Here is an 8,449-nt window from a genome sequence, read left to right as displayed (position 1 = left end):
CCCCGAACCCATCTCCCCCCGAAAGTCAGGGCAGGCCCTCGATGCCACCATCCGTGGGAGTCGTCCTCCCGACGCACGACCGGCCGGAGCTGCTGCGCCGCGCGCTGGACTCGGTGCTCGCGCAGGACTATGAGGGCGAGCTGCGCGCCGTCGTCGTGTTCGACCGGGCCGAGCCGGACGCGTCGTTCGCCGGCGACCGTGTCGAGGTGATCGCCAACACGCGGGAGCCGGGCCTGGCCGGGGCGCGCAACTCCGGCATCCTGTCCCTGGACACCGATCTCGTCGCGTTCTGCGACGACGACGACCAGTGGCTGCCCGGCAAGGTCGCCGCCCAGGTGAAGGCGCTGGAGGGGGAGCCCGGGGCGGTGCTGTGCAGCTCCGGCATCCTCATCGACTTCGACGGGCGGGAGCTGCCCCGGCTGGCCGGGACGGACCGCGTCACCTACGACGCCCTCATCCGGGACCGGATGATGAGCGTCCACTCGTCCACCTACGTGGCGCGCCGCGAGCGGCTCGTCGAGATCGGCATGGTGGACGAGACGATCCCGGGCAGCCAGGGCGAGGACTGGGACCTCGCGCTGCGCGCCGCCCGCCGCCACCCCGTCGTCAACGTGGACGAACCCTACGTCCGCGTCCTGTGGGGGCTGACGTCGTACTACGCGCAGGCGTGGGAGACGAAGGTGGCGGCGCTGGAGTGGTTCCTGGAGCACTACCCGGAGATCGGCAAGGTCCCGGGCGCCGCCGGACGCGTGTACGGGCAGCTCGCGTTCGGTTGCGCCACCGTCGGCCGGCGGCGGGACGCGCTGCGCTGGTCGGCGCGGGCGCTGAAGGCCAACCCGGCCGAGCGGCGGGTGCCGTTCGCGCTGGCGGTCGCCTCCGGCGCCGTGTCCGGCAAGCGCGTCCTGCTCGCCCTGCACACCCGGGGGCGCGGTATCTGACCCATCGCGGCCGTTTCCTCGGCTTTGGTCACCGCGCCCCACGTCACGCCGCTACTGTCAATGGTCGTCGCAGAGTGTTAGAAGGAGCCGCTCTCGTGAACACATCCTCACGTCGCATCGCCGCGTCCGGCGTGCTGGCGCTGGCGCTGGTACCGGCGCTCGGGCTGGCCGCCACGCCCGCGCTCGCAGAGGTCGATCTCGACGCGATCGCCGAGGGCATCACCGAAAGCGGCTACTACGTCGACTCGGACGCCAAGTACTACGAGTCGGACGGGGCGCAGGAGCTGCTTCGCCAGGCTCAGGGCCGGTCCGTCCCGGTCTTCGTCGCGGTCGTGCCCGCCGGGAACGACGCGGGGCAGATCCTCAGGCGGCTGCCGGGGATGATGAGCCGCAAGGGCACCTACGCGGTGCTGGCCGGCGACCAGTTCGAGGTGACCTCGAACACGCTGCCGGACCGGCAGGTGAAGACCGCCTACAACAAGGCGGTCAAGGCGGGCAAGGGCAAGCCCGACCTGGCGCTGCTCAAGTTCGTCCAGACGCTGCCGGAGTCCAAGTACGCGCCGCCGAAGCCCGGCAGGCCCGGCAACAACGGCAAGCCCGCCCCGGAGACGCCCGCCGCCAAGGTGCAGCAGCGGGAGGAGCGGACCCTGGCCCAGTCGCAGCCGACCGCGCCCGCCGCGGGCTCCGAGGAGGCCGCGCCGAAGGACGACGGGTCCGCCATGCCGTTCGTGCTGGGCGGCGGCGGTCTGGTGGCCGTGGCGGCCGCCGGAGCCGGGTTCCTGCTGTGGAAGCGCCGTTCCGTGACCCCCGCCCCCGCGGCGCCCGGCCCGGCCGCGTCCGGACCCCCCGCACCGGGCGGTCCCGCGCCTGCCGCTCAGCCGCCCGCGGAGGGGCCCCGGCCCGCGGGGACCACGCCGCCCGCGGAGACCAGGGCGGAGCCCCCCAAGAACGCCTAGCCCCCCAAGAACGCCTAGGGGCTCACGAGCACGATCAGGTGGCGCTCGCCGGCGCCGACCGACAGGGCCTTGCCCAGCGAGGTCCCGCCGGCGGCCGCCACCGGGCCGGGCCGGCTGCGGGGTGCCCGCTTCCCGGAGCCGAGCTGGCCGCTGCCGCCCGCGCCCCACGTCAGCACCGTCCCGTCGGCCAGGATCACCGCGCCGTACGCCTCGCCCGCGAACACCTGTGCCACGTCCCGAAGTTTCTCGTCGTCGGCGCCGCGGCCGGCGACGACGCTCGGGGAGGTGCGGAGCTCCAGCGTCCCGTCGCCGAGCTGGCCCGCGGTGTTGTTGCCCCAGGCGACGACCGTGCCGTCCGTGCGGAGCGCGTAGTTGTGCTTCTCCGCCGCGGCGATGGCGGCCACACCGCTGAGGTCGCCCTTGCCGCGCACGCCCGAGACGAGGGCGGGCGTGAGCCGGTCCCGCCGGTCCCCGCCGCCGAGCTGCCCGAGATCGTTGCGCCCCCACGACGCGACCTTCCCGTCGCGCAGGAGCGCCAGTCCGTGCTGGCCGGCGACCGCGATGCGGGTGACGCCGGTCAGGGGCCCGGAGCCGTCCAGGTCGCGCACCGGTACGGGCAGCGACCGGTCCTCGCGGGTGCCGTCGCCGACGTTCCCGTAGTCGTTGGCGCCCCAGGCGAACACGCGCCCGTCGCGGTGCAGCGCCAGCTCGGTGTGCCCGTCGGCGGCGATCGCGGTGATGCCGGTGAGCGGCACGCGGCCGTCCGGCGCCTTCACGGTCGTGGGAACGCGCGGGGCGGTGCGCTTCCCGGTGCCGCGCTGCCCGGACGACCCCTCGCCCCACGTCACGACGGTCCCGTCGCGGCGCAGCGCCATGGAGAAGTCGTTGTCGGCGCTGACCGCGACGGCGTCGTCCAGCCGGCCGGGCTCCCCGTCGGGCGCGCGGACCGGGACGGGGACGCGCCGGTCACGGGTGGTGCCGTCGCCGAGCTGGCCGCGGTCGCCCGCGCCCCACGCGACGACCTCGCCGCCGCCGAGGATCGCCAGCGAGTGGCGGCCGCCGCCCGCGACGCCCTGCACCCGGCCGAGTCGTTCCCCGCCGTCGGCGGGGGCGAGCCCGGGGTCGGGCGCCGGGCCGGGGCGGCCGAGCTGCCCGTCGGTGTTGAGGCCGCTCGTCCACACGGCGCCGGTCCGCTCGCCCGCCGACCCGGCGGCGGGCGGCGGGGAGATCCGCGGTGCCTCGGCGGGCGACGCGGAACCACCGCACGCCCCCGTCGCCAGGAGCGCGGGGACGGCGGCGAACGCGGCGATCGCCCGTCGTGCGGCGATCGCCCGGTGCGGGGTCACGCCGTGCGGACGCAGGCGAACAGGTGCCTGCTGTAATTGTCCTCGTACGGGGGGCGGGCGTCCTCGTCGGGACCGAGGTCGACGATCTCGTCGAAGCCGGTGTGCTCGCGCAGGAAGCGCTCGACGCGCGGCGGGTCCCAGCCGCGCAGCGACTCGGCGAACCAGGCCTCGTTGTCCTGGCCGGTGTCGAAGAACAGCACCCGGCCGGTGGCGCGGTCGAGCAGCCGGATCAGCTCCTCGGCGCTCACCGGGCCGCGGCCGAGGACGAAGTGGTGCAGCAGGCTGAAGCACGACACCACGTCCCAGCGGGCGGGGTCGTGACCGCCGAGGAACTCGACGGCGTCGCCGGTCGCGACGGCGCCGTCCGGGAGCCCGTAGACGGCCTGGCCGAGCGGGACGGCGAGCGGGTCGCGCTCGATGCCGCCGGCGTCGAAGCCGCGCTCGGCCATCCGCGCGACGAACCAGCCGTAGCAGCTCGCGACGTCCAGGTAGCGGCCGGCGGCGATGCCGCGCTCGCCCAGGAACGCGTCCATCTTGGCGAGCCGGTCGGTGCACTGCCGGACCGTCGTCCAGCCGGACTCCAGCTCGGGCGCGCCGATCGGCTGGTACAGCTCGTGCGTGCCGTCGAGCCAGCTCATCTTGAGCAGGAGGTCCTGGAGGGGAGTGGTGACGGGCAGCCATTTCGCGACGACGTCCGCGCCGTCCGCGCCGTTCATCGCGGCGATCGCGAGACGGTGGTGGCCGTCGAGGATCTGGTACCGGTCGGAGCCGCGGACGGGGGCGACGAGCACCGGGTCCTGGGGCCCGCTCTGCTGCGGGCGGAGCGCCTCGTCCTCCGCCGGTCCGGCCTCGCCGCGGTAGCGGGCGACGAACGCGCGGGCCGCGGCGAGCACCCCCGCCTCGTCGGTGCCGCCGAAGTAGTTGCCGCCGGCCTTGATGCAGCGCAGCCCGAGACGCCCGTAGGCGCTTTCCAGGATCTGCTCGTCGGTCAGGCCGGGCACCTCGTCGGCGAGCCGCAGCAGCGCGACGTGCGGGCCGTCCAGGAACGGTGTGGACGGCCACAGCAGGTCGTCGGTGCGCTCGGCGAACTCGCGCGCCGTCCAGCCGCCCTGCGCGCCGACGAGGAGCCGGTCGAACCGGACGGGCACCTTCCACGGCCGGCGCAGCACGGCGGTGGACACCGCGACGCGGGCGGAGGCCGGGATCGGCAGCGAGCGCCCGGCGTCGACCAGCCGCCCGTACACGGGGCCGCTGGGGGCGAGCCCGCTCTTGCGCAGCACCGCGCGGGACTTTCGGCGAACCTGCTGTATTCCCGGCATGTCAATTCCCGGCATGGGCGCTCCTGGCAGGGGTCGTGTCGATGGTGGGTACGGCGGCGGGGCCGGCGGGCCCCTGCGCGGCGCGGCCGCGCCTCCCCGGCAGCAGGGAGGCGAACGCGGTCAGGGACAGCCGCTCGCGGCCGGCCCACAGCAGGGCGAAGTACAGGATCACGCCCGGGACCAGCGCACATGCGAAGGCGATCGGGCTGGAACCGGCCACGAACCGGACGGCCAGCGGCAGCACCGCGAAGCTCACCAGGGCCGAGCCGCCGGCCCAGAACAGCCCCGCGCTCGCCGGGCTCATCCCGAGGATCCGGCGGACCTGGACGAGGGCCAGCATCGTCCGGACGAGCAGTCCGGACGCCCGCGCCACCGCGGCGCCCACGATCCCGAACGGCGGGATCAGCAGCACGTTCAGCACCAGGTTCACGCCGAGCGCCGTGCTCTGGTTGACCAGGCTCAGCCCGCTGCGGCCCGCCATCAGCAGCATCACGTCGCGGGCGCCGGTCGCGGTCGCCACCAGCATCGCCATCGCCAGGATGACCGTGACGGCCTCGCCCGATCCGCCGTAGCCGGGGCCGAACGCGCCCAGGTAGACCGGTGCGCCGACGGCGATCGACAGGTGCACCGGCCAGGCGAGCGCGAGGTTCCACGACGCGCACACCGCGAAGATCCGCTGCGCGCCCGCCCGGTCGGCGAGCGCCAGCAGCCGGCTCACGGCGGGCTGCATGACGTTCTGCACGGCCTGGGTGACGAGCTGGCTGATCACGATGAACCGGGTCGCGGCGGTGTAGATCGCCGCCTCGCGGGGCGAGCTGAGCGCCGCGACGAGCACGATGTCGGCGCGCTGGAACGCCGTCTGGCAGATCTGCGCGAACGCGCGCGGCGCGGTGAACCGCCAGAACTCGCCCGCCAGCGGACGCCGGCCGATCTTTTCCGGGGCCGGATCGGCGGCCTGCACGCCCGCCCCGCCGGCGCGGCTGATCTTCAGGTACCACAGCGCGGCGATCACCAGGCAGGGCAGGTAGGGCGCGGCCCACGCGAGCGCCAGCCAGACCGCGCCGTCGGCCAGCACCGCCGCGGCGACCACCCCGGCGACCTGGAGCGTCTGCCGCAGGATCTTGTCGGTGAGGACGGTCGGCCGCATCGAGCCGTACCCGCGGGTCGCCGCGAGCAGGGCGTCCTGGGCGGCGGCGAGCGGCAGGAACAGCGCCAGGACCCGCACCATGCCGGCGGCCTCGCCGGTGTCGCCGGCTCCGACGTGACCCGCCGTCCACGGCGCCGTGGCCAGCAGGACGAGCCCGGCGACCACCGCCGTCACGAGGACCGGGACCAGCGCGACCGGCACCGTCCGCCGCGCCGCGGCGCGGTCGCCGAGCGCGAGGTGCCGGGGCAGCCAGCGCAGCAGCCCGGCGTCGGTGCCGAGCCACGAGACCGCCTGCAGGATGATGAACAGCGACGTCGCGGCGAAGAACGTCCCGGCGATCCGCTGCGAGTACAGGTGCGCGACCAGGAAGACCAGCGCGAGGCCCTGCACGCCCGCGACGGCGGCGCCCACCAGGTTGAGGGCGCCGCCTCTGGCCAGTCTGTTCAGGTTGGGCCCGCCGGGTGCGGCGGCTTCTCCGCCCGCGCTCTCGGGCCGGTGTGCCGCGCCCGGGTCAGGGTTCTGCATGCCGTCCGGCCTTGTGGGGCTTCTTGCCGTAGCGCGGCACGACCTCCGGCGACGGCTCGCCCGCGGGCTTGTCCGCGGGGGTGTCCGGAGGCTCGGGCGGCATGTACTTGGAGATGTCCTCCTGGGTCCGCGTCGAGGCGGACTCCGGCGCGGCGTCGTTCCCGGCCTCCGGCGGCGCCGCCTGGTCCGTCGAGGCCGCGGGCTCAGGGCGGTCGGGCTCCGGCGGCCTCGGCCGGGCACCGCGGCGCCCGGCCGCCCCGGAGGCCGCGGGCCCCGACCCGGTGCCCTGGGTGATCTCCGTCGGCGAGATGGGCTTGGGGGCGACGGGCTTGCCCGGTCCCGCGGGCGGCTCCAGGGACGGCGGCGTGCCCCGCCGGCCGCCGCCGGACGGTGGCGCCGGGCGTCGCGCGCCGGGCTGGCGGGACGCGCCCTGCCGCGGCTCCGCGGACCGCGGCTGCGGCTTGATCTGCGGCAGCGCCTGGGTGGTCAGGGACGCCGGGTCGGCCGCGCCCGGCTCGTCCTCGTCGCGCTGCCTGCCGGACCAGTAGCCGGCGTCGGCGGCCGGGTCGGCGCGTCGGCCGTCCTCGGGCCCCTGCTGCTCGTCGGCCCACGTGAGCGGTGCCTCACCCGCGCCGCGCGCCTCGGCTGCGCGGGGCTCGTGGGGCCGCGCCTCGGCGCCGCCCCGGCCGTCCCCGCCGCGCGGCGGCCGGGCCTGGCGGGGCGGGGCCGGGCGCGCCTGCCTTCCCCCGCGCGGCTCCGGCGGCTCCAGCAGGGCGCCGAGCACGGTGACGCCGGCGCGTTCGGCCTCCACGTACGCCTGGCGCAGCTCCTCCCGGGTGGTCACGCCCTGGTTGACCACGAGGATGACCGCGTCCATGAACGTGCACAGCGCCTGCGCGTCGGCGTCGTGCAGGCTGGCGGCGTTGACGACGAGGTACTCGCTGCGGCGGCGCAGGACCTTCACGGCCTCGCGCATGCGCGGGCCGCTGAACCGGTGCGCGGCCTCCAGGGCGCGCGGTCCGCGCGGCAGCAGCCGCAGCTGGGAGTCGGTGTGGATCAGCAGGGTCGCCGGGTCGGTGCCGCTGAGCAGCGTGTCCGACAGCCCCTTGCCGGGACGCGCGCCGAACAGCCCGGTCATGTCGGCGTCCTCGGTGGTCGCGTCGATCATGATGGTCTTGGCGCCGGCGAAGGCGAGCGAGACCGCGAGGTTGGCGCTGGCCAGCCGGGCGCTGCCGCCCGGGGTGGCGCTCGTGACCAGCAGCGCGACCGGGGTCTGCGGCGCGGTCGCCACGACCGCGGCGCGCAGCCGCCGGTAGGCCTCGCCGACCGGGCTCTTGGGGGCGCTGACCAGGGCGAGGGAGTCGCCGGCCGGGCCGCCCGCCGGGATGGTGGACAGCGCCCGGACGCCGAGCCCCTCGACCGCTTCGGCGTTGCGCAGCCGCTGGTTCAGCCGCTCCCGCAGCAGCATGACCACGAAGCCGGCGAGCAGGCCGAGGACCAGGCCGCCGGTGCCGTACAGGGCCTTGCGGATGATGCCGGGCCCGGCCGGCGCGTCCGCCGGGGTGATGACCTGGCCGGGGTCGAGCGGGGTGCTGGCGATGTCGTTGGACTGCTCGTCGATCACGCCGAGCTGGTTGGTGTAGGCGGTGACGCGCTGCTGCAGGGTGGCGCGCTGGGAGCCGGAGGAGACCGCCATCTCCTGGTTGGCCTGCTGGAGCTGCCGCTGGACCTTGGCGGCCTGCGTCTTCAGCTTGGCGAGCTGGTTGTTCACCACGCTCTGGGAGCGCTGGGTCCGGTACTGCAGGTAGGCGTCGGCGAACGCCTGCGCGCCCGTGCGTGCCTTCGTCGAGCCGTTGGTGGTGTAGGTCAGGTTGAGCACCTGGGTGTTGGGCGGGACGGTGACCTCCACCTCGCCCTCCGGCTCGCGCCCGAGCTTCTTCTCGACGATCTTGGCGACCCCGTCGGTGGAGACCAGCTGCGCCTCCGTCTGCAGGTTCACCAGGTCGTCGCCGCGCCCCTCCGGCGAGTACGGGTTGCCCTCCAGCGGGCTGACCAGCACGGTCGCCGTGGCCTGGTACGGCGGCGGCACGGCGATCTCCAGGATGATGCCCGCGCCCGCGCCGAGCACGCCCAGCACGACCAGCGCCGCCGTATAGCGCCGGACCAGGGAGAGCAGCTGCCCTCCCTGCGGGTCGGCCGTCTGGTCAGCTCCCACGGC

General features: G+C 75.7%; 6 protein-coding genes. 2 read left to right on the top strand and 4 right to left on the bottom strand.

All coding sequences use genetic code 11. The features are described from left to right. The coding region (locus E1281_RS12590; RefSeq protein WP_347813284.1) for a glycosyltransferase family A protein at positions 1-938 on the top strand (938 nt) is incomplete at its 5' end. A 95-nt stretch (positions 939-1,033) separates the two neighbouring features. Next, complete coding sequence (locus E1281_RS12585) at positions 1,034-1,894, top strand: hypothetical protein (protein WP_131877603.1); 861 nt, start codon at positions 1,034-1,036, stop codon at positions 1,892-1,894. 14 nt (positions 1,895-1,908) lie between these two features. On the opposite strand, the gene E1281_RS12580 is transcribed toward E1281_RS12585, so the two are convergent. Genes E1281_RS12580 through E1281_RS12565 form a run of 4 tightly spaced genes read right to left on the bottom strand, consistent with a single transcriptional unit; the run spans position 1,909 to position 8,446 of the window. Beyond that, positions 1,909-3,240, bottom strand: coding sequence for an RCC1 domain-containing protein (locus tag E1281_RS12580; protein WP_243716897.1), 1,332 nt, complete (start codon positions 3,238-3,240; stop codon positions 1,909-1,911). Then, the gene (locus E1281_RS12575) at positions 3,237-4,574 is read right to left on the bottom strand and encodes a ParB N-terminal domain-containing protein (RefSeq protein WP_243716895.1); all 1,338 of its coding nucleotides are present in this window, start codon (positions 4,572-4,574) and stop codon (positions 3,237-3,239) included. Before E1281_RS12575 ends, E1281_RS12580 begins: the two co-directional genes overlap by 4 nt. Further along, a complete protein-coding gene (locus tag E1281_RS12570) occupies positions 4,561-6,231 on the bottom strand; it encodes a polysaccharide biosynthesis C-terminal domain-containing protein (RefSeq protein ID WP_131877601.1) in 1,671 nt (556 codons plus the stop codon). The genes E1281_RS12575 and E1281_RS12570 overlap by 14 nt, the downstream gene beginning before the upstream one ends. Beyond that, positions 6,218-8,446: a tyrosine-protein kinase domain-containing protein gene (locus E1281_RS12565; protein ID WP_131877599.1), complete on the bottom strand. Its 2,229-nt coding sequence runs from the start codon at positions 8,444-8,446 to the stop codon at positions 6,218-6,220. Before E1281_RS12565 ends, E1281_RS12570 begins: the two co-directional genes overlap by 14 nt. Positions 8,447-8,449 lie beyond the last annotated feature (3 nt).

Source organism: Actinomadura sp. KC345, assembly GCF_004348515.1.
Classification (GTDB): Bacteria; Actinomycetota; Actinomycetes; order Streptosporangiales; family Streptosporangiaceae; genus Spirillospora.
The sequence above is the reverse complement of the archived record's forward strand: the minus strand, read 5'-3'. Positions and strand labels throughout refer to the sequence as shown.